25 protein-coding genes are annotated in these 26172 nt (G+C 69.3%); 4 read left to right on the forward strand and 21 right to left on the reverse strand.

Annotation, left to right across the window (positions count from 1 at the left end):
* Positions 1-6: 6 nt before the first annotated feature.
* Positions 7-579, forward strand: a complete 573-nt coding sequence (locus tag AS594_RS11365) for a cob(I)yrinic acid a,c-diamide adenosyltransferase (protein WP_069926904.1) — start codon at positions 7-9, stop codon at positions 577-579.
* A gap of 43 nt (positions 580-622) precedes the next feature.
* Here the strand turns inward: AS594_RS11365 and AS594_RS11370 are convergent, their stop codons facing one another.
* Positions 623-1180, reverse strand: a complete 558-nt coding sequence (locus tag AS594_RS11370; protein WP_069933937.1) for a hypothetical protein — start codon at positions 1178-1180, stop codon at positions 623-625.
* A 156-nt stretch (positions 1181-1336) separates the two neighbouring features.
* Here AS594_RS11370 and AS594_RS11375 point away from each other — a divergent pair, with 156 nt between their 5' ends.
* The 3 genes from AS594_RS11375 (at position 1337) to AS594_RS11385 (ending at position 5216) form a co-directional block, all read left to right on the forward strand.
* Positions 1337-2536, forward strand: coding sequence for a sensor histidine kinase (locus tag AS594_RS11375; protein WP_069933031.1), 1200 nt, complete (start codon positions 1337-1339; stop codon positions 2534-2536).
* The gene (locus AS594_RS11380; RefSeq protein ID WP_069926906.1) at positions 2533-3183 is read left to right on the forward strand and encodes a response regulator; all 651 of its coding nucleotides are present in this window, start codon (positions 2533-2535) and stop codon (positions 3181-3183) included. Before AS594_RS11375 ends, AS594_RS11380 begins: the two co-directional genes overlap by 4 nt.
* Positions 3184-3365: 182 nt before the next feature.
* Entirely contained in the window at positions 3366-5216 is a 1851-nt protein-coding gene (locus AS594_RS11385; RefSeq protein ID WP_069933030.1) for a glycoside hydrolase family 18 chitinase, read from the forward strand.
* A 76-nt stretch (positions 5217-5292) separates the two neighbouring features.
* Here AS594_RS11385 and AS594_RS11390 read toward each other — a convergent pair whose 3' ends face one another.
* From AS594_RS11390 to rho, 20 genes are all read right to left on the reverse strand, one after another.
* Positions 5293-5739, reverse strand: a complete 447-nt coding sequence (locus tag AS594_RS11390) for a DUF2550 domain-containing protein (RefSeq protein WP_069930442.1) — start codon at positions 5737-5739, stop codon at positions 5293-5295.
* Positions 5740-5876: 137 nt separating this feature from the next.
* Positions 5877-6251, reverse strand: a complete 375-nt coding sequence (locus AS594_RS11395; protein ID WP_069926908.1) for a F0F1 ATP synthase subunit epsilon — start codon at positions 6249-6251, stop codon at positions 5877-5879.
* Positions 6252-6389: 138 nt separating this feature from the next.
* Positions 6390-7832, reverse strand: coding sequence for a F0F1 ATP synthase subunit beta (gene atpD, locus AS594_RS11400; protein WP_069926909.1), 1443 nt, complete (start codon positions 7830-7832; stop codon positions 6390-6392).
* Complete coding sequence (locus tag AS594_RS11405; protein ID WP_069926910.1) at positions 7832-8749, reverse strand: F0F1 ATP synthase subunit gamma; 918 nt, start codon at positions 8747-8749, stop codon at positions 7832-7834. The genes atpD and AS594_RS11405 overlap by 1 nt, the downstream gene beginning before the upstream one ends.
* Positions 8750-8769: 20 nt before the next feature.
* A complete protein-coding gene (gene atpA, locus AS594_RS11410; protein WP_069926911.1) occupies positions 8770-10365 on the reverse strand; it encodes a F0F1 ATP synthase subunit alpha in 1596 nt (531 codons plus the stop codon).
* A gap of 128 nt (positions 10366-10493) precedes the next feature.
* Complete coding sequence (locus AS594_RS11415; RefSeq protein WP_069926912.1) at positions 10494-11309, reverse strand: F0F1 ATP synthase subunit delta; 816 nt, start codon at positions 11307-11309, stop codon at positions 10494-10496.
* Entirely contained in the window at positions 11306-11848 is a 543-nt protein-coding gene (locus tag AS594_RS11420; protein WP_069926913.1) for a F0F1 ATP synthase subunit B, read from the reverse strand. The genes AS594_RS11415 and AS594_RS11420 overlap by 4 nt, the downstream gene beginning before the upstream one ends.
* Before the next feature lie 41 nt (positions 11849-11889).
* Entirely contained in the window at positions 11890-12138 is a 249-nt protein-coding gene (locus AS594_RS11425; RefSeq protein WP_069926914.1) for an ATP synthase subunit c family protein, read from the reverse strand.
* Positions 12139-12213: 75 nt separating this feature from the next.
* Positions 12214-13032, reverse strand: coding sequence for a F0F1 ATP synthase subunit A (atpB, locus tag AS594_RS11430; RefSeq protein ID WP_069926915.1), 819 nt, complete (start codon positions 13030-13032; stop codon positions 12214-12216).
* A 225-nt stretch (positions 13033-13257) separates the two neighbouring features.
* Complete coding sequence (locus tag AS594_RS11435; RefSeq protein ID WP_069926916.1) at positions 13258-13695, reverse strand: Cg1360 family ATP-synthase-associated protein; 438 nt, start codon at positions 13693-13695, stop codon at positions 13258-13260.
* A 264-nt stretch (positions 13696-13959) separates the two neighbouring features.
* Positions 13960-15306 carry an MraY family glycosyltransferase gene (locus tag AS594_RS11440; RefSeq protein ID WP_069930443.1) on the reverse strand — a complete coding sequence of 449 codons (1347 nt, stop codon included), beginning with the start codon at positions 15304-15306 and terminating at the stop codon, positions 13960-13962.
* A gap of 105 nt (positions 15307-15411) precedes the next feature.
* Positions 15412-16674: a serine hydroxymethyltransferase gene (locus tag AS594_RS11445; protein ID WP_079144666.1), complete on the reverse strand. Its 1263-nt coding sequence runs from the start codon at positions 16672-16674 to the stop codon at positions 15412-15414.
* A gap of 133 nt (positions 16675-16807) precedes the next feature.
* Entirely contained in the window at positions 16808-17455 is a 648-nt protein-coding gene (locus tag AS594_RS11450; protein ID WP_069926917.1) for an arsenate reductase/protein-tyrosine-phosphatase family protein, read from the reverse strand.
* Entirely contained in the window at positions 17452-18099 is a 648-nt protein-coding gene (locus AS594_RS11455) for an L-threonylcarbamoyladenylate synthase (RefSeq protein ID WP_069926918.1), read from the reverse strand. Before AS594_RS11455 ends, AS594_RS11450 begins: the two co-directional genes overlap by 4 nt.
* A 44-nt stretch (positions 18100-18143) precedes the next feature.
* Positions 18144-18989 (reverse strand): peptide chain release factor N(5)-glutamine methyltransferase, encoded by an 846-nt coding sequence (prmC, locus tag AS594_RS11460; RefSeq protein WP_069926919.1) that lies wholly within the window; start codon positions 18987-18989, stop codon positions 18144-18146.
* 42 nt (positions 18990-19031) lie between these two features.
* Positions 19032-20120: a peptide chain release factor 1 gene (prfA, locus tag AS594_RS11465; RefSeq protein WP_069926920.1), complete on the reverse strand. Its 1089-nt coding sequence runs from the start codon at positions 20118-20120 to the stop codon at positions 19032-19034.
* 114 nt (positions 20121-20234) lie between these two features.
* The gene (gene rpmE / locus AS594_RS11470; RefSeq protein ID WP_069926921.1) at positions 20235-20453 is read right to left on the reverse strand and encodes a 50S ribosomal protein L31; all 219 of its coding nucleotides are present in this window, start codon (positions 20451-20453) and stop codon (positions 20235-20237) included.
* Positions 20454-20589: 136 nt separating this feature from the next.
* Positions 20590-21705: an LCP family protein gene (locus AS594_RS11475; protein ID WP_069926922.1), complete on the reverse strand. Its 1116-nt coding sequence runs from the start codon at positions 21703-21705 to the stop codon at positions 20590-20592.
* Between the two features lie 201 nt (positions 21706-21906).
* Complete coding sequence (locus tag AS594_RS11480; protein WP_079144892.1) at positions 21907-23550, reverse strand: trypsin-like serine protease; 1644 nt, start codon at positions 23548-23550, stop codon at positions 21907-21909.
* Between the two features lie 337 nt (positions 23551-23887).
* Positions 23888-25966, reverse strand: coding sequence for a transcription termination factor Rho (gene rho / locus AS594_RS11485; RefSeq protein ID WP_069926923.1), 2079 nt, complete (start codon positions 25964-25966; stop codon positions 23888-23890).
* Positions 25967-26172 lie beyond the last annotated feature (206 nt).

Consider the following 26172-nt stretch of genomic DNA (forward strand, 5'->3'; position numbering starts at 1 on the left):
GGCCGCATGGTCAACCTGACGCGCATCTACACCCGTACCGGCGACAAGGGCACCACCGCCCTGGGCGACATGAGCCGCACCGCCAAGACCGATCTGCGGATCTCGGCGTACGCCGACGCCAATGAGGCCAATGCCGCCATCGGGACGGCGATCGCCCTCGGCCAGCTCGACGAGGCCGTGGTCAAGGTCCTCGTCCGGGTCCAGAACGACCTCTTCGACGTGGGGGCGGATCTGTCGACTCCGGTGGTCGAGGACCCCAAGTACCCGCCGCTTCGCGTCGAGCAGTCGTACATCGACAAGCTGGAGGCGGACTGCGACCGCTTCCTGGAGGAACTGGAGAAGCTGCGCAGCTTCATCCTGCCGGGGGGTACGCCGGGAGCGGCGCTGCTGCATCAGGCGTGCACGGTGGTGCGGCGGGCGGAGCGGTCGACGTGGGCGGCGTTCGAGGTCCACGGCGAGGTGATGAACCCGCTGACGGCGACGTATCTGAACCGCCTGTCCGACCTCCTTTTCATCCTGGCCAGGGTGGCCAACAAGGAGGTCGGGGACGTGCTGTGGGTACCGGGCGGCGAGCGGTAGAGGCGGCCGCCGGCGGCGGGCCGCGGGAACCCCCGCGGCCCGCCTACCCCACCCGCTCCCGGTCCCCCGCCGGCTCCTGCTTCGGGAAGAGCGTGTACGACGCGGCGATGACCGCGTTGATGCCGATCACGAACAGCATCTTCTGCTGCCACGCCCGCAGCGACCCGGTCTCCCCGTCCCCGCCGACGTACCAGATCGCCGCCTGGAGCAGCCCCGTCGCGATCGCCGCCGCCAGCATCCACAGCCCCGCGGTCTTCCACTCGTGCACCGCGCGCGCCGTCCCGTACTTCGGCGGCCGCACCGGAGCGGGTCCGCCCGCGAAGCGGTGGGCGAACTGGGCGTCGACCCACTTGATGGTGCGGTGGCCGAGCGCGACCGTGAAGCCGATGTAGACGGCGGCGAGCCCGTGCTTCCAGTCGGGTTCCGCGCCGTTCTTCAGGTCGACGGCCGTGACGACCAGCAGCACCACCTCCAGCAGCGGCTCCATGAGCAGTACGGCCGCCCCGGCGCGCGGCATCTTCGCCAGGTAGCGCAGGGCCAGGCCCCCGGCCAGCAGTACCCAGAAGCCGACTTCGCAGATGATGATCAGCGTGACGATCACGGTGTTCACTCTCCTCCCGTTGTGCTTCCCACCCTCCCGTCCGCGGGCCCCCGAAGCGTCGTCGCCAGTGACGAACCGGCACTGCATCCTTCGATGTAGCCCCGGCTCACCCCGCGCGGGGACGACGAGCCGGTGCGCGCTGTGTTGGATGGTGACGTGACCCGCTTCCCCCGCCCGCACCGCGTCGGCGTCCTGCTCGCGGTGATCGGCCTGCTCGGCGGAGTCCTGCTGTGGGGCCTCGGGCTGCACACCTCCGCCGTCCGCGACCTCCTGCCGTCGTGGGTGACCCTCGTACCGCTCGCGGTGATGTCCTTCCTGGAGCTGCTGCGCAGGTCGTGCCCCCGCACGGCTCTGCTCGCCAGCACGGTCGCCGTGATCGCGAACGAGTTCACCGACGGCAATCTGGCGACGATCCTCATGTACACGGACCTGATGTACGCCGCCGTGGTGTACGGCACCCCCGGCGCGGCCCGCCGCATCCCCGTCATCACCGGCCTGATCACCGTGGCCATGACGATCGCGGCCCTGGCCTGGCTCCGCCGGCCGGAAGCGCTGCTCATCGGCGTCGTCACCGGACTGGTCTCCTTCGGGCCCGCACTCACCGGCGCCACCCTGCGCAACCACCGCCAGGCGGCGGAGGCGGCCCGGCTGCGCGCCGAGCAGACCGCCCTGCTGGCCGAGATCGACCGCGCCCAGGCCGTCACGGCCGAGCGCTCCCGGATGGCGCGCGAACTGCACGACATGGTCGCCAACAACCTCTCCGCCATCGCGATCCACTCCACGGCCGCACTGTCCATCGACGAGCCCGGGGCGTCGGCGGAAGCCCTGGCCGTCATCCGTGAGAACAGCGTCCAAGGCCTGTCCGAGATGCGCCGGCTCATCGGACTGCTCCGGGACACCAGCGGCGACCAGGAACCCGCGGTGGCCCCCTCGCTCGACGGGCTCGACGCGCTCGTCGCCCAGGTCCGTACCGTCGGCGCCGACAGCGGGCTCGTCTTCGTCCTCGACGACACCCGCGCACCGGGCGTCCGGCTGCCGGCGCCGGTCGAGATGGCCGCGTACCGCATCGTCCAGGAGTCCCTCACCAACGCGCTCAAGCACGCCTCGCCCGGCCCCGTCACCGTCACGCTGGCCCACCGCGACCACACGCTGACCGTGGGCGTGAGCAGCGCGTACGGCGACCGGCCCGGCCCGCGCGCGCCCGGCTCGGGAGCGGGCCTGGTGGGGATGCGCGAGCGCGTGACGCTGCTCGACGGAACGCTGGAGGCGGGCCCGGTCACCGCCGCGGACGGCACGAAGATCTGGCAGGTACGGGCGCGGCTGCCCGCAGAGGACGATACGGAGCTCTACGCATGACGATTCGTGTGCTGGTCGCGGAGGACCAGTCGGCCGTACGGGCGGGCCTGGTGCTCATCCTCAACAGCGCGCCGGACATCGAGGTCGTCGGGGAGGCCCCGGACGGCGAGGCGGCGGTCGCGATGGCGCGCGAGCTGCGTCCCGACCTGGTGCTGATGGACGTGCAGATGCCGCGCCTCGACGGTGTGTCGGCCACCCGCCAGGTGGTGGCGGAGCAGCTCGCCGACGTCCTGATGCTGACGACGTTCGATCTCGACGAGTACGTCTTCGGGGCGCTGCGCGCCGGGGCGGCGGGCTTCCTGCTGAAGAACACCGACGCGAAGGACCTGATCGAGGCGGTACGGACCGTGGCGCGCGGCGAGGGCATGATCGCGCCCGCCGTGACGCGCCGGCTGATCGCGGAGTTCGCCTCGCCCGCTCCCGTACGGCCGGCGAACGCGCCGGGCCCGGAGGCCCTGGCTTCGCTGACCCGGCGGGAGCGCGAGGTGCTGTCGTGCCTCGGTGAGGGGCTGTCGAACGCGGAGATCGCCCGGCGTCTGACCATGGCCGAGGCCACGGTGAAGACCCATGTGAGCCGTCTGCTGGGGAAGCTGGAGCTGCGGAGCCGGGTGCAAGCGGCCGTACTGGCTCAGGAGTTGGGTATCTGACGGCCCGATGTCCGGCGGGTGTCCGCCACAGGGACTCCTCTGGTCCAGACCTCTTGACGATTGGTCCAGACCTTCCTACGCTCGCCGCACCGCAGTGGTGAGCGTGTCATGTCAAGAAGTGCTCGCCAGGCGGCGCAGGTCCCATCCCCGTTCACCGCCGGACCTCTCTCTTGGGAGCACCCTTGAGTACAACCACCCCCCTACGCACCCGCTTCAGAACCAGGGCGGCAGCCGGTCTCACCGCGCTGGTCGTCCCGCTGGCCGCCATGGTCGGCCTGGCCTCCCCCGCGCAGGCCGCCACGTCCGCGACCGCCTCCTACACGAAGGCGTCCGACTGGGGCACCGGCTTCGAGGGCAAGTGGACGGTGAAGAACACCGGCACCACCACCCTCAGCACCTGGACCGTGGAGTGGGACTTCCCCGCCGGTACGGCCGTCACCTCCGCCTGGGACGCCGACGTCACCAACTCGGGCAACCACTGGACCGCCAAGAACAAGTCCTGGGGCGGCAACCTCGCCCCCGGCGCCAGCGTGTCCTTCGGCTTCAACGGCACCGGCACCGGCTCCCCCAGCGGCTGCAAGCTCAACGGCGGCTCCTGCGACGGCGGTTCCGTACCCGGCGACACCCCGCCGACCGCGCCCGGCACCCCCTCCGCGAGCACCATCACCGACACGTCGGTGAAGCTGTCCTGGACAGCGGCCACCGACGACAAGGGCGTCAAGAACTACGACGTGCTGCGCGACGGCGCCAAGGTCGCGACGGTCACCACCCCGTCGTACACGGACACCGGCCTGAGCGCGGGTACCGACTACTCGTACTCGGTCCAGGCCCGTGACACCGCCGACCAGACGGGCCCGGTCAGCGGCGCCCGCGCGGTCAGGACCACCGGCGGCGGCACCGACCCGGGCCCCGGCCCCGGCGACCAGGTCAAGCTCGGCTACTTCACCGAGTGGGGCATCTACGGACGCAACTACCACGTGAAGAACCTGGACACCTCGGGCTCCGCCGCGAAGATCACGCACATCAACTACTCGTTCGGCAACGTCCAAGGTGGCAAGTGCACCATGGGCGACAGCTTCGCGGCGATAGACAAGGCGTACACCGCCGACCAGAGCGTCGACGGCAAGGCCGACACCTGGGACCAGCCGCTGCGCGGCAACTTCAACCAGCTGCGCAAGCTCAAGGCGAAGTACCCGCACATCAAGGTGCTGTGGTCGTTCGGCGGCTGGACCTGGTCCGGCGGCTTCACCGAGGCGGTCAAGAACCCGGCCGCGTTCGCCGACTCCTGTTACAAGCTGGTGGAGGACCCGCGCTGGGCCGACGTCTTCGACGGCATCGACCTGGACTGGGAGTACCCGAACGCCTGCGGTCTGTCCTGCGACACCAGCGGCCCGGCCGCGTTCAAGAACATGATGCAGGCGATGCGCGGCAAGTTCGGTACGAACAACCTGGTCACGGCCGCGATCACGGCCGACGCCTCGGCCGGCGGCAAGATCGACGCCACCGACTACGCCGGAGCGGCCGCGTACTCCGACTGGTACAACGTGATGACGTACGACTTCTTCGGCGCCTGGGCGGCGAAGGGCCCGACGGCCCCGCACTCCCCGCTGACCTCGTACGCCGGCATCCCGCAGGCCGGCTTCAACTCGGCGGAGGCCATCGCCAAGCTCAAGGCCCAGGGCGTCCCCGCGAAGAAGCTGCTGCTCGGCATCGGCTTCTACGGGCGCGGCTGGACCGGCGTCACGCAGAAGGAGCCGGGCGGCACCGCGACCGGCGCCGCCGCCGGTACGTACGAGTCGGGCATCGAGGACTACAAGGTCCTCAAGACCAAGTGCCCGGCGAACGGCACCGTCGCCGGCACCGCCTACGCGCACTGCGGCACCGACTGGTGGAGCTACGACACCCCCGCCACCATCGGCTCCAAGATGAGCTGGGCGAAGGGCCAGGGCCTGGGAGGCGCGTTCTTCTGGGAGTTCAGCGGCGACACCGCCAACGGCGAACTGGTGACCGCGATCAACAACGGGCTGAAGTAGTAGAGATCTACAGCATAAAGGCTTGAAATAGTCGGGGGGACGGGCCGCGGCCCGTCCCCCGATTGCGTTTCGCCGTCTACGCCACGTTGACGCGCTGGCCCGGAGGCGCGGCCTCCAGCCAGGCGAGGAAACCGGTGAGGGCGTCCTCGCTCATCGCCAGCTCCAGCCGTGTACCGCGGTGCGCGCAGCCGAGGATGCAGGCGTCGGACAGCAGCGCCAGCTCCTCCTCGCCCTCGGGGACGCGGCGCGAGAGCACCTCGATCGCCGAGCGTTCGAGGACGCGGCGCGGGCGGGGGGCGTAGGAGAAGACGCGGAACCAGTCGATGCGGTCGCCGCTGTAGCGTGCGACGCCGTACACCCACCCCTTGCCGGAGCGGTCGGGCTCCTCGGGGATGTTCCAGCGCAGACTGCAGTCGAAGGTGCCGCCGGAGCGCTGGATCAGCCGCCGGCGCAGCCCGAAGACGAACAGTCCCACCAGTACCAGCGCGACTACCGAGCCGCTCACGAGCAGAGCGAGGAACATCTCCACCGACCTCCTCGCATCATCCAGTGCCAGTACCAGTTACGGAACCGAAGTTCCCGATGTATCGCTTCAGCCGCGACCCGCCCTGGAGAGTCCAGTACGGGCCGCGGCTGAGGTCAAACTCGTCGCTGCGGGACTCAGTGTCCCGCAACCGCGCTCAGTCGTACGGCGGCGCGGCGCTCGGCGGCGGCATCAGCCTCCGCCTTCGCCCGCTCCAGCGCCCGCTCGGCGCGCGCGGGGTCGATCTCGTCAGCCAGCTCGGCGATCTCCGCGAGCAGAGACAGCTTGTTGTCGGCGAACGAGATGAACCCGCCGTGCACAGCGGCGACGACAGTGCCGCCGTCGCTCGTACGGATCGTCACCGGGCCCGACTCCAGCACACCCAGCAGCGGCTGGTGACCGGGCATGACGCCGATGTCGCCGGACGTGGTGCGCGCGACGACCAGGGTGGCCTCGCCGGACCAGACGTTACGGTCCGCCGCGACCAGCTCGACGTGCAGCTCAGCAGCCAAGGTGGCTCCTCGGGTCACCACCCGGCGGTTGTGCCGGGTGTTGGGTCAATTCTAGGGGGCGTACGGAGAGGGGCGGGACGCACCCGCCCCTCTCCCACGAGTCACGTGAGTCACTTCGACTCGCGCGGCTCACTGCGTTCAGGAGACGCCGAGCTCCTTGGCCTTGGCCTTGAGGTCGTCAATGCCACCGCACATGAAGAACGCCTGCTCGGGGAAGTGGTCGTAGTCGCCGTCGCAGATCGCGTTGAACGCGGCGATCGACTCGTCGAGCGGAACGTCCGAACCGTCCAGGCCGGTGAACTGCTTGGCGGCGTGGGTGTTCTGCGACAGGAAGCGCTCGACGCGACGGGCACGGTGGACAACGAGCTTGTCCTCCTCGCCCAGCTCGTCGATACCGAGGATCGCGATGATGTCCTGGAGGTCCTTGTACTTCTGAAGGATTCCCTTGACGCGGCTGGCCGCGTCGTAGTGGTCCTGCGTGATGTAGCGCGGGTCCAGGATGCGGGACGTCGAGTCCAGCGGGTCGACCGCCGGGTAGATGCCCTTCTCCGAGATCGGACGCGACAGAACGGTCGTCGCGTCCAGGTGGGCGAAGGTGGTCGCCGGCGCCGGGTCGGTCAGGTCGTCCGCGGGGACGTAGATCGCCTGCATCGAGGTGATCGAGTGACCACGCGTCGAGGTGATGCGCTCCTGGAGCACACCCATCTCGTCAGCCAGGGTCGGCTGGTAACCCACCGCGGACGGCATACGGCCGAGCAGCGTGGAGACCTCGGAGCCGGCCTGGGTGAAGCGGAAGATGTTGTCGATGAAGAGCAGCACGTCCTGCTTCTGCACATCGCGGAAGTACTCCGCCATGGTCAGGGCGGACAGGGCGACGCGCAGACGCGTGCCCGGCGGCTCGTCCATCTGGCCGAAGACCAGCGCGGTCTTGTCCAGAACACCCGAGTCGGTCATCTCGTCGATGAGGTCGTTGCCCTCACGGGTGCGCTCACCGACACCGGCGAACACCGAGACACCCTCGTGCAGCTTCGCCACACGCATGATCATTTCCTGGATGAGGACCGTCTTGCCGACGCCCGCACCACCGAACAGACCGATCTTTCCACCCTTGACGTACGGGGTGAGAAGGTCGACGACCTTCAGGCCGGTCTCGAACATCTCGGTCTTGGACTCGAGCTGGTCGAAGGCCGGGGCCTTGCGGTGGATCGGCCAGCGCTCGGTGATCTGAGCCTCGGCCTCCGGCACGTTCAGGATCTGACCAAGGGTGTTGAACACCTTGCCCTTGGTGATGTCACCGACGGGGACGGTGATGCCCTCGCCCGTGTTGGTCACCGGGGCCTGGCGGACCAGACCGTCGGTGGGCTGCATCGAGATCGCGCGGACGAGGCCCTCACCCAGGTGCTGGGCTACCTCGAGGGTCAGCAGCTTGCGCGCGCCCTCCTCGGCCGGGTCGTCAACGGAGACGTGCAGCGCGTTGTAGATCTCCGGCATCGCGTCGACGGGGAACTCCACGTCGACGACCGGGCCGATGACCCGGGCGACGCGGCCCGTGGCGGCGGCCGTCTCAACAGTGGTCGTCATTACTTGTCACTCCCCGCGGTCGCGTCGGCCAGAGCGCTGGCGCCACCGACGATCTCGCTGATTTCCTGGGTGATTTCGGCCTGGCGGGCCGCGTTGGCAAGCCGGGAGAGGCTCTTGATGAGATCCCCGGCGTTGTCGGTCGCCGACTTCATCGCACGACGACGGGCGGCGTGCTCGGAAGCGGCGGCCTGAAGCAGTGCGTTGTAGATACGGCTCTCGACGTAGCGCGGCAGCAGGGCGTCGAGGACGTCCTCCGCCGACGGCTCGAAGTCGAACAGCGGAAGGATCTCGCCCTTCGCACCGTCCTCCTCCGAAGCCTTGTCGAGCGAGAGCGGCAGCATCCGGTTGTCCACCGGGTTCTGCGTCATCATCGACACGAATTCCGTGAAGACGATGTGCAGCTCGTCCACACCGCCCTCGGCCGTCTCCGTCTGGATGGCCTCGATCAGCGGTGCGGCAACCATCTTGGCGTCCGCGTAGGTCGGGCTGTCGGTGAAGCCGGTCCACGCTTCCGCGACCTTGCGCTCGCGGAAGCCGTAGTAGGCCACACCCTTACGGCCGACGATGTACGTGTCGACCTCCTTGCCCTCGCCGCTGAGCCGCTCACGGAGCCGCTCCGCCGCCTTGATGGCGTTGGAGGAGTAGCCGCCGGCCAGACCGCGGTCGCTCGTGACGAGCAGAACCGCGGCGCGGGTCGGCGCCTCGACCTCGGTGGTCAGGGGGTGCTGGGTGGTGGAGCCGGTCGCCACCGCGGTCACCGCACGGGTGAGCTCGGTCGCGTACGGCATCGATGCCGCCACCCTGCGCTGTGCCTTGACAATGCGCGAGGCGGCGATCATCTCCATCGCCTTGGTGATCTTCTTGGTCGCGGTGACGGCTTGGATGCGACGCTTGTAGACCCGGAGCTGCGCTCCCATGAGTCAGGTCCCTTCCGTCGTCACTTGGAGACGTTGACGGCCGGCGCGTCCTCGCCCAGGAGCTGGCCGTCCGAGGTCTCGAACTGCCGCTTGAAGGCCGCGATGGCGTCGCCGACGGACTGGAGCGTGTCGTCCGACATCTTGCCGCCCTCGCGGATCGAGGTGAGGAGGTCCTTGCGCTCGCGGCGCAGGTACTCCAGCAGCTCGGCCTCGAAGCGACGGATGTCCTCGACCGGTACCTCGTCCATCTTGCCGGTGGTGCCGGCCCAGACGGAGACAACCTGCTCCTCGACCGGGAACGGCGCGTACTGCGGCTGCTTCAGCAGCTCGACCATGCGCTTACCGCGCTCCAGCGACGCCTTGGAGGCCGCGTCCAGGTCGGAACCGAAGGCGGCGAACGCCTCCAGCTCGCGGTACTGGGCCAGGTCCACGCGGAGTCGGCCGGAAACCTGCTTCATGGCCTTGTGCTGGGCGGAGCCACCGACACGCGAGACCGAGATACCGACGTTCAGCGCCGGGCGCTGGCCCGCGTTGAACAGGTCGGACTCCAGGAAGCACTGGCCGTCGGTGATCGAGATGACGTTGGTCGGAATGAACGCCGACACGTCGTTCGCGCGGGTCTCGACGATCGGAAGACCGGTCATCGAACCGGCACCCATGTCGTCCGAGAGCTTCGCGCAGCGCTCGAGCAGACGCGAGTGCAGGTAGAAGACGTCGCCCGGGTAGGCCTCACGGCCCGGCGGACGGCGCAGCAGCAGCGACACGGAGCGGTAGGCGTCGGCCTGCTTCGACAGGTCGTCGAAGATGATCAGGACGTGCTTGCCGGCGTACATCCAGTGCTGGCCGATGGCCGAACCGGTGTACGGGGCGAGGTACTTGAAGCCGGCCGGGTCGGAAGCCGGGGCGGCGACGATCGTCGTGTACTCGAGCGCGCCCGCCTCCTCCAGCGCACCGCGTACGGACGCGATGGTGGAGCCCTTCTGACCGATGGCGACGTAGATGCAGCGAACCTGCTTGTTCACGTCGCCCGAGCGCCAGTTGTCGCGCTGGTTGATGATCGTGTCGACGGCCAGAGCGGTCTTGCCGGTCTGACGGTCACCAATGATCAGCTGACGCTGGCCACGGCCGATCGGCACCATCGCGTCGACGGCCTTGTAGCCGGTCTGCATCGGCTCGTGGACCGACTTGCGGACCATGACGCCGGGGGCCTGCAGCTCGAGGGCGCGACGGCTTTCGGTCGCGATCTCGCCGAGACCGTCGATCGGGTTGCCGAGCGGGTCGACGACGCGGCCGAGGTAACCCTCGCCGACGCCGACGGAGAGCACCTCACCGGTGCGCTGCACCGGCTGGCCCTCCTCGATACCGCTGAACTCGCCGAGGACGATCGCACCGATCTCCCGCTCCTCAAGGTTGAGGGCGAGACCGAGGGTGCCGTCCTCGAACTTCAGCAGCTCGTTCGCCATGGCCGAGGGAAGACCCTCGACCTTCGCGATGCCGTCGCCGGCAACGCTTACCGTTCCGACCTCCTCGCGCGAGGCCGCGTCCGGCTGGTACGACTGGACAAAGTTCTCCAGCGCGTCCCGGATCTCCTCCGGCCGGATCGTGAGCTCCGCCATCTGGGTTCCCTGCTCTCCTTGTTGGGCCCGAAGTTCTTGGGGGTCTGGGGGCCGTCCCCCAGGAATCTTCTGCAATCTCTGCACGGCCCAACCGGGCCGCTAGTGATACGTGTTCAGTTGCTGGCTGGTCAGCCGGCCATGCGACGGGTCGCCTCTTCGAGGCGGTCCGCGATGGTGCCGTTGATGACCTCGTCGCCGACCTGTACCTGGATCCCGCCGAGGACCTCGGGGTCCACTTCGAGGTTCAGGTGCATCTGGCGTCCGTACAGCTTGGCCAGTGCGGCGCCGAGGCGCTGCTTCTGCTGGTCGGTGAGCGGCACCGCCGTGGTGACAACGGCGACCATGCGGTCGCGGCGCGCCGCGGCGAGCTTGGACAGGGACTCGAGTCCCGCCTCCAGGCTACGTCCACGCGGCTGAACCACGAGACGCACCACAAGACGCTCGGTGACCGGCTGGGCCTTGCCGCCGAGCAGGCTGCGCAGCAGCTCGCTCTTGGCGGACACCGTCGCCGACCGGTCGGTCAGCGCGGCCCGCAGCCCGGTGTCGGACGCGACGATCCGGCCGAACCGGAACACCTCGTCCTCCACGTCGTCGAGCACACCGGCCTGCTGCGCCGCGGTGAGGTCGGCGGTGTCCGCCAGTTCCTCGAGCGCGTCGACCAGGTCACGCGACCGCGACCAGCGGGTGCGGACCATGCCGGAGACCAGGTCGGCGGCTTCGCCACCCACCTGACCGCTCAGCAGTCGCGCGGCCAGCAGGGCCTTGGCCTCGCCGGCCTGCGCCGGGTCGGTCAGGACCCGACGCAGCGACACCTCGCGGTCGAGCAGCGCGGTGACGGCGGCCAGGTCGCCCGCGAGCTTCGTCGCGTCGACCGACGTGTTGTCGGTCAGCGCGTCGAGACGCCCACGTGCGGCGGCCAGTGCCTCGCGGCTCGCTCCGTTCATCGGGCGGCCTCGGCCTTCTCCTCGAGCTCGCTGAGGAAACGGTCGATGGTGCGGCTCTGCCGGGCGTGGTCCTCGAGGGACTCGCCGACGAGCTTGCCGGCCAGGTCGGTGGCGAGCTTGCCCACGTCCTGACGCAGCGACTGTGCGGCCTGCTTGCGGTCCGCCTCGATCTGGGCGTGGCCGGCGGCGATGATTTCCTCGCGCTGGCGCTGACCCTCTGCCCGAAGTTCTTCCTTCAGGACAGTGCCCTGTTCCAGCGCCTCCTGGCGCAGGCGGGCGGCCTCGTGGCGGGCCTCGGCGAGCTGAGCCTTGTACTGCTCAAGCACGCTCTGGGCCTCGGTCTGAGCTGCATCGGCCTTCTCGATGCCGCCCTCGATCGCCTCGCGACGCTCGTCCAGGACCTTGTTGATGGCCGGGAGGAGCTTCTTGGCGAGGAAGAAGAAGACGACGGCGAAGGCGATCAGCCCGACGACGAACTCTGGACCGGGCGGAACGAGGGGATTCTGCTCCTCGGTCGCCGCCAATACCAGCGCGTTCACATCAATGCCTTTCGTCGAAAAGAGCTGTTCGTAGCGATACGTCAGCTGCCGTAGACGAACGGCATGACGATGCCGATCAGGGCGAGCGCCTCACAGAAGGCGAAGCCGAGGATCTGGTTGGCGCGGATCAGGCCGGCAGCCTCGGGCTGGCGGGCCAGGGCCTGGGTGCCGTTACCGAAGATGATGCCGACGCCGACGCCGGGGCCGATGGCGGCGAGACCGTAGCCGATGGAGCCGAGGGCCTTGAGGTTGCCGGACACCTCGGCGAGGTTCGTGAGAGCAGCGGACATGCCGGTTCTTCCTTCTCTTTCACGGACCGGTGGGGGTTGGCCACCGGACATCTATGGGGTGGGTGGGACAGGCGCTCAGTGGTGCTTGGCGAGCGCGCCCTGGATGTACGTGCAGGCAAGGAGCACGAAGACGTACGCCTGCACAAGCTGCACGAAGAGCTCGAAGACGATCATGACCATCGTCATGACGAACGAGACACCGGCGGCCGGGATCATCCAGCTGTTCAGCAGGTACCAGCTGGAGACGGTGAACATCACCAGCAGGAGGTGACCGGCGAACATGTTCGCGAACAGTCGGACCATGTGCGTGAACGGCCGGACGAGGACATTCGAGAAGAACTCGATGACCACGACGAGCGGCAGGACCGCGCCGAGCGACTTGTCGTAGCCGGAGACGTTCTTCAGGCCGCCGACGAAACCGTGCTTGCGGAAGGTCAGCGACATCCAGAGCACATAGACGATGAGCGCCAGCGCGGCCGGGAAGGCGATGATCGAGCTCACCGGGAACTGCATGAGCGGGACGACCGACCAGATGTTGATGATCCAGATGAAGAAGAACAGCGACACCATCAGTGGCACGTACTTCTCACCGTCCCTCTTGCCGAGGGTCTCGTAGACGATGCCGCGGCGTACGAAGTCGTAGCCCGCCTCGCCGATCATCTGAAGCTTGCCCGGCACGAGCTTGGGCTTGCTGAACGCCGCCCAGAAGAAGCCGACGACCAGGACGGTCGAAATCAGCGCCAGAAGCATCGGCTTGTTGAACTCGTAGCCACCGACGGTGAACATCGGCTTGAAGAGAAAGGAGTGCAGGCCCGGGGCCGGGAATCCACAGCCGTTGTCGGCGAGGATGCGGCAGCTCCAATCGAAGGCGAGCGTCGTCTTTTCAGCACTCACCGCGGGCTCCTTCAGCGTGGCGCATAGGTACGGCAACCTCGTTGTGTCGGCGCGGCAAGCGGCCGCGGTTCGGCACTGGACTGGTGTAACGGATGTGGGGGCGGCTGTCAGGCATTGAGCCTCGCGATGGAACAGGCGTCAGCTCGGATGCCCGCGCCCGCAGTGCCGCAGTTGGCACCGGACGATAGCAGGATCTCGAACGCGCCTTTATACCGGCCCTACCCTTCACGACGAAGACCCCGAGTTCTTCGGCTTCTGCGCCTCGGAGGATTCCGGTTCGACGTAAAGAATCTTGGCCTTCATGTGCGCACGCGCCTGAGCGGCGATCCACACAAGGGTCGTCGCGACCAATGTGATGGCAAACGCCTTGGGATTGAACAGAGTGGTGTCCTTGAACAGCGCCACGAAGATGAACAGCAGCAGCAGCTGGGCGGTGTAGAGCATCAGCCCCATCGCCTGGAAAAGCTGCGGCAGCGACTTCGCGGTCCGCTGGAGTACGACGAGACCGACCCCCATGAAGAGGATCACCACGAGCGTCGCGACAACGGCTCCGAGCGCTCCCTCGCCGCCCGCGACCGCAGCGCTGACGGCAGCGGCGATCGCGCCGGCGGCAGCGGTGGGTACGGCGGTCTGGAGGAGACTCCGGACGTCGTTGGACGGCATGGCGGCAGCTCCGCTTGCTGGTGGGGGCAGTAGGTGTCGTCATGGACGAGCGTAAGCCGGGACCGAGGTGTCACCTCACGTCCGAAAAGCCGTCGCACTGCGGCCCTTCGGCTCTGTCGCCGGGTCTCGTGAACGGTATCACAAACTATTTGATGAGGTCTTTACCAAGGAGTGTGCCCACTGTCACACATGAGAGTGACTCCGCCCGTCTGTGCACGACAACTCAGCACTTTGTCTGCTATTGGGGCCAGTCGCGGCAATTCGTCAGCGGGGCGTTCCGGCCTTACGCCGCTCGGGGAAGCGCGAACGGGGCCCGATGGCGGTCGCCCCGTTGACGCCCGCCGGCAGCGGCGTGCGCTCCTGCGGGTCCTCGGCCGTCCCACCGGCCTCCGCCGTCGCACCGGCCTCGTCCGTACCGCCCCCGTCGGTGAAGGCCCTGGTGCTCCTGCGGTAGCGGGGCGGGATGAAGGACTCCGCCCATCGCGGGGCGCGGGGAGTGAAGCGCGGGAGGAGCAGCAGCACCAGGCCGACCGCGCTCAGCGCGACGATGCCGAGCACGATCCACATGCTGGCCGAGTGCACGGAGTACGCGACGGCGCCGAAGGCGATCAGGGCCGACCAGAAGTACATGATCAGCACCGCGCGGCTGTGCGAGTGGCCGATTTCCAGGAGCCGGTGGTGCAGGTGCCCCCGGTCCGCCGCGAACGGCGACTTGCCCTGCCAGGTACGCCGCACGATCGCCAGCAGCAGGTCCGCGAACGGGATCGCGATGATCGTCAGCGGCAGCAGCAGCGGGATGAAGACCGGCAGCATCGCGTGGGTGACCTCGCGGGTGCTGGCGCCCGGGAAGAGCTTCATCGCGTCCGGGTCCACCTGGCCGGTGACCGAGATCGCGCCGGCCGCCAGGACGAGGCCGATCAGCATCGACCCGGAGTCGCCCATGAAGATCCTGGCCGGGTGCATGTTGTGCGGGAGGAACCCCATGCACATGCCCATCAGGATCGCGGCGAAGAGGGTGGCGGGCGCGGCTTCCTCGATGCCGTACCCGTACCAGATTCGGTACGCGTACATGAAGAACGCCGCGGAGGCGATGCAGACCATGCCGGCGGCCAGGCCGTCGAGGCCGTCCACGAAGTTCACCGCGTTGATGGTGATCACGACGAGCGCGACGGTGAGGAGATTGCCCTGCCAGGCCGTCACCGAGACCGGGCCGACGCCGGGCACGGGGAGCCACAGGATCGTCAGCCCCTGCGCGACCATCACGCCGGCGGCGATGAACTGGCCGCCCAGCTTGATGAGCGCGTCGATCTCGAACTTGTCGTCCAGTACGCCGATGAGCCAGATCACCGCGGCGCCCGACAGCAGGGCGCGCGGCTCGTTCGACAGCTCGAAGACGCTGCTGAGGTTCCGCAGGTGGTCCGCGACCAGCAGACCGGCGCACAGACCGCCGAACATCGCGATGCCGCCGAGCCGCGGTGTCGGCTCCCGGTGCACATCGCGGGCTCGGATCTCGGGCATCGCGCCGGTGGCGATGGCGAACTTCCGCACCGGTCCGGTCAGGAGGTAAGTCACCGCCGCCGTAACGCAGAGCGTCAGCAGGTATTCACGCACGGGCAGCCCCACAGGTATCGCCGGCCATCTCAGCCCCACACCCTAGCTTCGCGGCCACATGCTCCAGGACATTCGGGTACCGGTTGATGGTTGCACGACGCGGGATCAGGCGGGATACGGCGGAAAATCGCCGGCCAGATCACGTACTTCCGCCGCGACCTTGGGGCCCTCTCCCCGCAGAGCCGACGAGAAGAGTTCCGCGATGCGCGGCATCTCACTCTCGCGCATGCCCTGGGTGGTGACGGCGGCCGTGCCGAGGCGGATGCCGCGCTCGTCGCCGTACGGCAGGGCGCAGCAGTCCACCACGAGGCCGGCGGCCGCCAGCCGGCCGCGTGCGGTGCGGCCCTCGACACCGAGCGGGGACGGGTCCGCGGTGATCAGGTGGGTGTCCGTGCCGCCCGTGGTGACGGCGAAGCCCTGCCCTTCCAGGGCGTCCGCGAGTGCGCGCGCGTTGGTGACGACCTGATGGGCGTACGTCCTGAACGCGGGGGTCGCCGCCTCACCGAAGGCGACCGCCTTCGCCGCCACCGAGTGCATCTGGGCGCCGCCCTGGGTGAAGGGGAAGACGGCCCGGTCGATACGCGTGGCGAGCTCGGCGCCGCACAGCAGCATGCCGCCGCGCGGGCCGCGCAGCACCTTGTGCGTGGTCGCGCAGACGACGTCGGCGTACGGGACCGGGCTGGGTGCCGCTCCCCCGGCGACCAGGCCGATGGGGTGCGCGGCGTCGGCGATGAGGTAGGCGCCGGTCTCGTCCGCGATCTCGCGGAAGGCCGCGTAGTCGGGGTGCCGGGGGTAGGCGATGGAGCCGACGACGATGGCTCTGGGGCGGTGCTTGCGGGCGAGGAGGCGCACCTGCTCGTAGTCGATGAGGCCGGACTCGTGGTCGACGCCGTAACCGATGAAGTCGAACCAGCGGCCGGAGAAGTTGGCCGGGGAGCCGTGGGTGAGGTGTCCCCCGTACGGGAGTCCCATGGCCAGCACCTTGTCGCCCGGTCGCAGCAGCGCGGCGTACGCGGCGAGGACGGCGGCGGAGCCGGAGTGCGGCTGGACGTTGGCGTGCTCGGCGCCGAACAGGCGTGTGGCGCGGTCGACGGCGAGGCGCTCCGCGACGTCGACCAGCTCGCAGCCGCCGTGGTGGCGGGCGCCGGGGTACCCCTCGGCGTACTTGTTGGCCAGCGGCGAGCCGAGGGCGGCGAGGACGGCGGGCGAGCAGAAGTTCTCGGCGGCGATCAGCTGGAGGCCGGCGGCCTCACGGCCCATTTCGCCGAGGACGACGTCGGCGATCTCGGGGTCCTGGCGGCTCAGCGCTGCGAAGCCCGCCCCGAGGACGGCGTGCTCCTGCTGAACGGGTGAGGCGGTGACCGGCATGGCTGGCTCCGGGCCTGGCGAAGGGGTGCGGCCCCTCCAATGTAGGACGCCCCGGGCGCCGCTGCCCGTCGTACGGGCGACCGGGTTCCGCGCCCCGGCCCGCCCCGACCGCAGGGGGCGCGGGCGCGGAGGGTCAGGTGCGGGCCGAGGTCCCCGTGAGCGCCGTGACGACCGGGTCCAGCGCCGTGTTGATCTCGTCGCCGATGGAGCGGAAGAAGGTGATGGGGGCGCCGTACGGGTCGTACACCTCGTCGGCCTCCACGCTGGGGGCGAGCAGCCAGCCGCGCAGGGCCGCCGCGGCCCGTACGAGGGCGCGTGCGCGCTCCACCACGCCGTCCTGGAGTGGATCGGGCAGCGTGGCCGGGTCGATGGCCCGTACGAGCCGTGTGAACTCCTTGAGGGTGAACGTGCGCAGGCCCGCCGAGTGCCCCATGGAGATGACCTGCGCCCGGTGGTCGCGCGTCGCGGTCAGCACCAGGTCGGCGCGGATGACGTGCTCGTCGAGCAGTTCACGCCCTGTGAACCCCGCCGCGTCCGCCCCGAAGTCGGCGAGCACGGCGGCGGCGTTGGCCTCCATGGGCGCGCCCTCGTGCCCCCACGTGCCCGCGCTCTCCACGACGAGGCCGCGGGTGAGCGGGTCGCCCAGGCGGTCGCTGAGGGCATGGCGGGTCAGCCGCTCGGTGATCGGCGAGCGGCAGACGTTGCCGGTGCTGACGTGGAGGATACGGAAGGTGTGCCCGGATATACCTTCGGCTGTGCCACGCCCGTCAAGGGCGGTCAACTGGCCACCTCGAGGTCGGGTACGACCTTGCGCAGCTCCTCGGCGTCGAGAGCGCCGGCCCGCAGCAGGACAGGGACCTTGCCCGTGACGTCGACGATCGACGACGGGACGATGCCGGGGGTCGGGCCGCCGTCGAGGTACACGGAGACCGAGTCGCCGAGCATCTCCTGGGCGGCGTCGCAGTCCTCGGGAGCGGGGTGTCCCGTGAGGTTGGCGCTGGAGACCGCCATCGGGCCGAACTCGGTGAGCAGCTCGATCGCGACCGGGTGCAGCGGCATGCGGACGGCGACGGTGCCGTGCGTCTCGCCGAGGTCCCACTGGAGGGACGGCTGGTGGCGGGCGACCAGGGTCAGCGCGCCGGGCCAGAAGGCGTCGACGAGCTCCCACGCCTGCTCGGAGAAGTCGGTGACCAGCCCGTGCAGGGTGTTCGGGGAACCGATGAGGACGGGCGTGGGCATGTTGCGGCCGCGCCCCTTGGCCTCCAGGAGGTCGCCGACGGCCTCCGCGCTGAAGGCGTCGGCCCCGATGCCGTAGACGGTGTCGGTCGGCAGGACGACCAGCTCGCCACGACGGACGGCGGCCGCGGCTTCGCGCAGACCGGTCTTGCGGTCCGTCGCGTCGTTGCAGTCGTATCGCCGTGCCATTTAAGGGGCCTCCTCGTGCGGGAACTGGTTTCTGCGGCCGGCGGTCACGGCATGGCCTTGCGGGCGGTCGCGAAGCGGGGCCGGTTGTTGAGGTCGGGGTGGTCGGCCGCGTCGGCCCAGCCACGTTCCTCGGTGAAGATCCACGGCACCTGGCCGCCCTGGGTGTCGGCGTGCTCGATGACGACGACGCCGCCGGGCCGCAGCAGGCGGTGTGCGGTGCGCTCGATGTGGCGGATCAGGTCGAGACCGTCCTCGCCGGAGAAGAGGGCCATCTGCGGGTCGTGGTCGCGGGCCTCGGGGGCGACGTACTCCCACTCGGTGAGCGGGATGTACGGCGGGTTGGAGACGACGAGGTCGACCTGGCCGTCGAGCTCGGGGAGCGCGTCCCGGGCGTCGCCCTGGTGGATGGTGACGCGCGAGCCCTCGGCGTTCTTGCGCGTCCACTTGATCGCGTCGTCGGACAGCTCGACGCCGTGCACGCGCGAGCGCGGGACCTCCTGCGCCATGGCGAGCGCGATGGCGCCGGAGCCGGTGCACAGGTCGACGATGAGCGGTTCGACGACGTCCATGGCGCGTACGGCGTCTATGGCCCAGCCGACGACCGATTCGGTCTCGGGGCGGGGCACGAAGACGCCGGGGCCCACCTGGAGCTCCAGGAAGCGGAAGAAGGCGCGCCCGGTGATGTGCTGCAACGGTTCGCGGGCCTCGCGGCGCGCGATCGTCTCCCAGTAGCGCGCGTCGAAGTCGGCGTCCTTGACGTTGTGCAGCTCTCCCCGCTTGACGCCGTGCACGAACGCGGCGAGCTCCTCCGCGTCGAACCGCGGTGAGGGCACGCCGGCGTCGGCCAGCCGCTGGGTGGCCTGAGCCACCTCGGCGAGCAGCAGATTCATCCCGGTCCTCCGACTTGCAGGGGGCGTACTGGCTTTGCTGGCTTACTGGCTTTCCTGGGCCGCCGCGAGCTTCGCGGCGGAGTCGGCGTCGACGCACGCCTGGATCACCGCGTCCAGGTCGCCGTCGAGTACCTGGTCCAAGTTGTACGCCTTGAAGCCCACGCGGTGGTCCGAGATCCGGTTTTCCGGGAAGTTGTACGTACGGATCTTCTCCGAGCGGTCAACCGTACGGACCTGGCTGCGGCGTACGTCGGAGGCTTCCTGCTCGGCCGCTTCCTGGGCCGCGGCGAGCAGCCGCGAGCGCAGGATGCGCATGGCCTGCTCCTTGTTCTGGAGCTGGCTCTTCTCGTTCTGGCAGGAGGCGACGACGCCGGTCGGCAGGTGCGTGATGCGGACCGCGGAGTCGGTGGTGTTGACGGACTGGCCGCCGGGGCCCGACGAGCGGTAGACGTCGATACGGAGATCGTTGGCGTGGATCTCGACGTCGACCTCTTCGGCCTCGGGGGTGACGAGCACGCCGGCCGCCGAGGTGTGGATGCGGCCCTGCGACTCGGTGGAGGGCACGCGCTGCACGCGGTGCACGCCGCCCTCGTACTTCAGCCGCGCCCAGACGCCCTGGCCGGGCTCGGTCGCGCCGTTGCCGCCCTTGGTCTTCACCGCGACCTGGACGTCCTTGTAGCCGCCCAGCTCGGACTCGGTGGCGTCGATGATCTCGGTCTTCCAGCCGACGCGCTCCGCGTACCGCAGGTACATGCGCAGCAGGTCGCCGGCGAACAGGGCCGACTCGTCGCCGCCCGCGCCCGCCTTGACCTCGAGGATGACGTCCTTGTCGTCGCTGGGGTCGCGCGGGACGAGGAGCAGCCGCAGCTTCTCCGTCAGCTCGTCGCGCTGCTTCTCCAGCAGCTTGAGCTCGGCGGCGAAGTCGGGGTCGTCGTGGGCGTATTCGCGCGCGGTGACGATGTCCTCGCCGGTCAGCTTCCAGGCCCGGTACGTCCCGATGATCGGGGTCAGCTCGGCGTAGCGCTTGTTCAGCCTGCGCGCGTTCGCCTGGTCGGCGTGGACCGAGGGATCGGCCAGCTTCTTCTCGAGATCGGCGTGCTCGCCGATCAGATCCTCGACCGCCTCGAACATCTTCGGGCTCCTGGGTAGCGAAAAACGAGTGGGAAGTGCGGACTGTGCGTCACGACAAAGCGCCGGTCCTTGCCACCCCTGTACGGAGCGGCCGAGGACCGGCGCAATGGCTCGCTACTTCGCGGCGGCAGCCTTGCCGAAGCGGGCCTCGAAGCGGGCCACGCGGCCACCGGTGTCGAGGATCTTCTGCTTGCCCGTGTAGAACGGGTGGCACTCGGAGCAGACCTCGGCGCGGACGGTGCCGCTGGAGATCGTGCTGCGGGTGGTGAACGTCGCGCCACAGGTGCAGCTGACCTGGGTCTCGACGTACTCGGGGTGGATTTCGCGCTTCAAGGTGTCTCCTAGTTTCGGGAGGGCGCCGGGTCGCCCGCGCGGATTGCGCGTACGTGAACCGGGGCCGACGTACCAGTCTGCCAGCACTGGCCGCATCTCCCAAAACCGGGGACGGGCCGGAACTATTCCCCGGCCGCTACCGGCTCGCGACGACCTTGCCGGCGCTGCCCTTGTCGCCCGCGGAGTCCTTGGTCGCGGAGGCCGGTACGGGCCTGTCCCGGCGCAGCGCTTCCCAGACCTGACGGGACTGGCGCTGGAGCGGGAGGACGCGGTTGGGGTCGGCGGGGTCGTACTGCACGGGCAGGGTCACCATCTTCATGTCGCCCGCGCCGATGCCCTTGAGGCCGCCCGCGAAGCCGGTCAGCTCCTTGACCGACGCGAGGTCGGAGTCGGTGGTGACGGACTTGGTGGCGCTGTCGGCCAGGTCGTACAGCTTCTTGGGGTTCGTGAAGACACCGACGTCCTTGACCTGGTCGATCAGTGCCTTCATGAAGGCCTGCTGGAGCTGGATGCGGCCGAGGTCGCTGCCGTCGCCGACGCTCTTGCGGGTGCGTACGAGCCCGAGCGACTGCTCGCCGTCGAGCGTGTGGGTGCCGGGCTTGAGGTGGAGGTGGCTCTTGCCGTCGTCGATGGCCCGGTTGGTGGTGATCTCCACGCCGCCCAGGTCGTCGATGAGCTTCTTGAATCCGGTGAAGTCGACCTCGACGTAGTGGTCCATGCGGATGCCGGACATCTTCTCGACGGTCTTGACCGCGCAGGCCGGTCCGCCCACCTGGTACGCCGTGTTGAACATCTGGTGCTTGCCGCCGGGGACGGCCGCGCCTCCGCTGTCCGACGCGCACGCGGGGCGCTCGATCAGGGTGTCGCGCGGTATGGAGACGACGCTGGCCTTCTTCCGGCCCTCGTACACGTGCATGACCATCGCGGTGTCGGAGCGGGCGCCGCCCTCGTCCTCGCCGTACTTCGCGTTGTCGCCCGAGCGGGAGTCGGAGCCGAGGACGAGGATGTCCATGGAGCCGTTGTCGACGTCGTCGGGGCGGTCGCCGCCGAGCTGGGTGTTGATGTCGACGCCCTTGAGATTGCCGTTGAGCTGGAAGTAGACGTAACCGAGTCCGGTGCCGCCCAGCAGCACCACGCCCGCCGCGGCCCACGCGGTGACGGTGAGCGCCCTGGGGCGGCTGGTGGGCTCCGGTGCTTTCCGGCGTCTGCCGGTGCCCCGTATTCGGCTGCTCCTGCTCTGCTGCTCGGCCATGCTCTCCCCAGCGCTCGTTGGTTCCGGAACCCCCTGCCGTGATGATCAGGCACGGTTTGTCGGCACTTACGACACATGTCAGACGCCGGATCACCGTGAAGGGTTGCACAACGCCCTGTGGCCCCTGCTGGGGGCAGGGGCCACAGGGCGTTGGCGGGACGTCCGGGCGAGAGGGACCAAAGTCCCCGCTCACCAGGGTTTTCAGCCGAAGAGGTTGTACTGCTGCCAGCCGGTGCCGATCTTGACGCGTGTGGCGAAGATCTCCGACGACGCCTTGCCGGTGCCCGGGTAGAGGTAGAGCGTGCCGCCGGGCGTACGGGCCAGGTAGTCGGCCTTGCCGTCACCGGTGACGTCACCGGCCGCGTCGAAGGCGTTGTAGTCGCTCCACGTACGGACCTTCACCCGCGCGGAGAAGGCGCCGGTGCCGGCCTTGGCCGTGCCCTTGTAGAGGAACATCTCCGACGTGCTGCCCTTGCGGGCGATCAGGTCGGCCTTGCCGTCGCCGGTGAAGTCACCGTTGCCGCGTACCGAGTTGTACTGGCTCCAGCCGGTACCGACCTTGACGCGGGTCGAGAACGTGCCGTTGCCCTTGCCGGGGTAGATCCACAGAACGCCCGCGGAGTCGACGGACAGCAGGTCCGGCAGGGCGTCGCCGGTGACGTCTCCGGGGACGACGATCTGCTTCCTGGAGCCCCAGCCGGACGCGATCTTCGTGTTGGACCACTGCTGGGTGGACGGCACGTAGTGCGACCACATGACGTCCCCGGACGTGGTCCGGATGACGAGGTCCTCGTAGCCGTCCCGGTTGAGGTCGGTCTGGAGGATCACGTTGGTGCCGCTGTAGTTGCCCTGGTTGACGCGCGCGGCGAACGAGGTGCCCTTGGAGGCGTACGAGTAGAGCGTGCCGCCGGAGGTGCGGGCGATGACGTCGGACCGGTGGTCACCGGTCAGGTTGCCGTCGTCGACGCGCGGGACGACGGATCCGGCGTACGAGCTGACCTTGGCGTAGACGCTGTACGCGCCCTTCTTCACGCAGTTCTGGATGCCCCACGAGACCACGCCGACGATCTTGCCGCCGACCACCAGGGGGCCGCCCGAGTCGCCGTTGCAGGCGCTCTTCGTACCGCTGTCCTGACCGCTGGCGGGCTTGCCCGCGCAGACCATGTGGCCCTTGACGAACTGGTCCCCGAGCTCCCAGTCGGCGCACGTGGCGTCGGAGTTGATGGGCAGCTCCGCCTTGCGCAGCGTCTCCGAGATCTCGTTGTTCCGGGACGTGGTGCGGCCCCAGCCGTAGACCGTGGCGAGCGTCCCGGGCTTGTACGACGTGGTGTCGTGCGACTTCGTGATGTTGATCGGCTTGGCCTTGACCGGGGAGGCCAGGGTCAGCACCGCGATGTCGTTGTCGAGCGTGTAGTCGTTGTACTTCGGGTGGCTCCACTGCCGCCACACGCCCGAATTGGTGCCGCCGGTCGCCAGCTTGTCGGTGCCGGTGACGACGACGCCCTTGCCCTTCCAGTCAAAGCCCTTGACGCAGTGCGCGGCGGTGAGGATCTTCGTCGGCGCGATGACGGCGCCGCCGCAGAAGAAGGAGTCCGGGCCGTCGTTGTAGAAGAGCTGGGCCATCCACGGCGCCGTGCTGATGGCCGTTTCCGTACCGCCGATGACCATCGGGTCGATCGTGCCGCCCGACGAGAACCTCGACGTCTCGGGCTGCTGCGGCTGCCCGGCCGACTTGGCCGCGCCCGCGAGGCGTGCTTCCAGCTCTGCCGGGGAGGGCGAGGTGACGGCCGGCTTGCTCGTGGGCGAGGGCACCGGCGAAGCGGCGTTGGCCGGGGCCATCAGCATCACGCCGGCCACCGCGGTGGCGATCGCCGCGGCTGCCGCCGGCACGGCTGTCCGTATCCGGCGGCGGTGTTTGCCGCCCTGCTTGCCAGAGATCACTCGGGACTCCTGTTTCAGAGATAAATGAAGGCGCCCCAAATGGATCCCCCCACCTGCGGCCGAACGATCGTACGACCGACTCCCCTATCTCCACAGTCACTTGTGACCAAACAGTGAACACAACTTGGCAACACCTGCGCAGTAACCGGGTTTAGGACAGGCGGACATGACGAAACCGCCCCGCCACTTTCGTGGCGGGACGGCTCAGTTGACGCTGTGGACGCTGTTGGGCGCCTCGGCGTCAGTCGCTGCCGTTGCCCGAGGGAGTCGTCTTCGCGATCTGCATCAGGAACTCGGCGTTCGACTTCGTCTGCTTCATCTTGTCCAGCAGCAGCTCGATCGCCTGCTGCGAGTCGAGCGCGTGCAGCACCCGGCGCAGCTTCCAGACGATGGCGAGCTCTTCCGCGTTGAGGAGGATTTCCTCCTTGCGGGTGCCGGACGGGTCGACGTCGACAGCCGGGAAGATGCGCTTGTCGGCGAGCTTCCGGTCGAGCTTGAGCTCCATGTTGCCGGTGCCCTTGAACTCCTCGAAGATCACCTCGTCCATGCGCGAGCCGGTCTCGACGAGCGCGGTGGCCAGGATGGTCAGCGAGCCGCCGTCCTCGATGTTGCGCGCCGCACCGAAGAAGCGCTTCGGCGGGTAGAGCGCGGTCGAGTCGACACCACCGGACAGGATGCGTCCGGAGGCGGGGGCCGCGAGGTTGTACGCACGGCCCAGACGGGTGATCGAGTCCAGCAGGACGACCACGTCGTGACCCAGCTCCACGAGGCGCTTGGCGCGCTCGATGGCCAGCTCGGCGACGGTGGTGTGGTCCTCGGCCGGGCGGTCGAAGGTCGAGGAGATGACCTCGCCCTTCACCGAGCGCTGCATGTCGGTGACCTCTTCCGGACGCTCGTCGACCAGGACGACCATCAGGTGGCACTCGGGGTTGTTGACGGTGATCGCGTTGGCGATCGCCTGCATGATCATGGTCTTACCGGTCTTCGGCGGGGCCACGATCAGGCCGCGCTGGCCCTTGCCGATCGGCGCGACGAGGTCGATGATCCGGGTCGTCAGGACGCCCGGGTCGGTCTCGAGGCGCAGCCGGTCCTGCGGGTACAGCGGCGTCAGCTTGTTGAACTCCGGGCGCCCGCGGCCGGATTCGGCCGCCATGCCGTTCGCGGAGTCGAGGCGTACGAGCGCGTTGAACTTCTCGCGGCGCTCGCCGTCCTTGGGCTGGCGGACGGCGCCGGTGACGTGGTCACCCTTGCGCAGGCCGTTCTTGCGGACCTGGGCCAGCGACACGTACACGTCGTTCGGGCCCGGCAGGTAGCCGGAGGTCCGGATGAACGCGTAGTTGTCGAGGATGTCCAGGATGCCCGCGACGGGGATCAGGACGTCGTCGTCGGAGACCGGCGGCGCGTCGCTGCCGAACTCCTCGCGGCCACGACGGCCACGGCGGTCGCGGTAGCGGCCGCGGCGGCCACGGCGGCCACCCTCGAAGTCGTCGTCGTCCTGCGGCCCGGCGCCCTGGGGGCCACCCTGGCCGCCCTGGCGCTGCTGGCGCTGGCCGCCCTGGTCGTCGCCCTTGCCGCCACGGTCACGGCGGTCGCCGCGGTCCTGGCGGTCGCCGCGCGCGCCGTCACCGCGGTCGCCACGGTCACCGCGCTCGCCGCGCTCGCCGCGGTCACGCTGGCCGCGCTCGCGACGGTCGCCGCGCTGACCGCGCTCCTGGCGGTCACCCCGGCGGCCTTCGGCGGTGTCGACGGCTGCCTCGGCCTTGGCCTCGGGCTGCGCGTCGGCTCTGGCCTCGGTCTTGACGTCGGTCTTGGGCTCGGCCTTCACCTCGGTGGCGACGGCCGTCTCCGGGCTGCCCGCCTGGGCGGTGGCGCGGCGGCGGCGGCGCTCGCCGGCCGGCTGGTCGTCGCTGGCCGGCTGACCGGGGATGTCGATCTGCTGCTGCGCGACGGCCTTCTCGGCGGCGGGCGCGGCGGCCGGGGCCGCGGCGGTGTCGTCGCCCGTACGGGCCTTGGAGGTGGCGCGGCGCTTCGGCTTGGTCTCGGCGGCGGCGCCGGCCGTGTCGGCGCTCTTCGCCGGGGCGGAGCCGCCGGCCTGCGCTTCCTTGATGACCTCGATCAGCTGGCTCTTGCGCATACGCGCGGTGCCCCTGATGCCGAGGCCGGACGCGACCTGCTGCAGCTCGGCCAGGACCATGCCGTCGAGGCCGGTGCCGGAGCGGCGGCGCCGTGCGGCACTACCAGTGGCAGCACCTGCGGCGGACGCGGTGTTGTCGACATTCTTGTCGGCAGTCACGCCCATCAGATCGGTGGTGTCGCTCACGAAGGGTCCTTCCCTGGAGCGGACGTCGGCCTGTCTGGCTCGGCGACCGGTTGAGCTGTCCGACTGCGGTCTTGGTAAACCGGGCCGGGGCGGTGGTCCGCCGGATACGGCGGAAGAATTAACGTGCTGGGGGTCCGGCTCTTGCAATGCCGGTTCCGGAGCGTGCTCGAAACTGCTCAGGCAGGCTGCTCAGGCAGTTGGGGAGG

It is taken from the genome of Streptomyces agglomeratus (assembly GCF_001746415.1).
Taxonomy (GTDB): domain Bacteria; phylum Actinomycetota; class Actinomycetes; order Streptomycetales; family Streptomycetaceae; genus Streptomyces; species Streptomyces agglomeratus.